Here is a 713-nt window from a genome sequence, read left to right on the forward strand (position 1 = left end):
CGCCGGGCCGGGGGGCGGCCGGGAGGGCGCGCGGGCGTCCGCCGGCTGGATCGGCGGCGCCCTGGCCGTGGTGAGCGCGGGGCTGGGCCTCGCCTCGCTCACGGGCACCTCGCTCAGCGAGATGCTCCGCGAGCGCAAGCAGCTCATCGGGCAGATCGAGAGCAGCGCCCAGAGCAGCCAGGGCTCCGGCAGCGAGGCGGTGGACGCCGCCTACGGCGCCCCCTGGCACGCCGCGGCGGCCATCAACGGCGTCGTCGCCGCGCTGGCCGTGGCCCTCGGCGCCGTGCTGCTGGCCCTGACCGCCCGCAGCGCGGACACCCGCACCTGGGTGAAGGCGGTGGCCGCGGGCGGTGTCGTCCTGGGCGTCCTCGGCCTGCTCGTCGCGGGCGGGATGTACTTCGACCTCTTCGCCGACCAGCCCAGCTACACCCCGCAGCAGACGCCGGGACAGTAGGACGCGCGGCGCTCACACCGCCCCGCACGGGTGTGAGCCCGCTGTGAGCGGGGCCTGCGATCGTCCTGGACATGGCATACGCGTTCCAGGCGGCAGGTCTGGTGCACAGCTTCGGGGGAGCGACGGCGCAGTTCGGTCCGGTACGGGGGTTCACGGAGCCGAACGAAGCCGGCGGGACCGGTGTCGCCCGCGTATGTGCCACCACCCTGCCTCGGTCCGACGGGGGACGGGCCGAGGCGGGGCGGGGTCGGGGTCGTGC

Annotated in this window: 1 pseudogene; it reads left to right on the plus strand. The window is 76.2% G+C overall.

Annotation, left to right across the window (positions count from 1 at the left end):
• Positions 1 to 454 (plus strand): annotated as a pseudogene (locus tag G5C65_RS37990) (hypothetical protein); the annotation flags it as partial.
• Positions 455 to 713 lie beyond the last annotated feature (259 nt).

The sequence above is a fragment of the Streptomyces boncukensis genome, assembly GCF_011045075.1.
GTDB classification, from domain to species: Bacteria; Actinomycetota; Actinomycetes; order Streptomycetales; family Streptomycetaceae; genus Streptomyces; species Streptomyces boncukensis.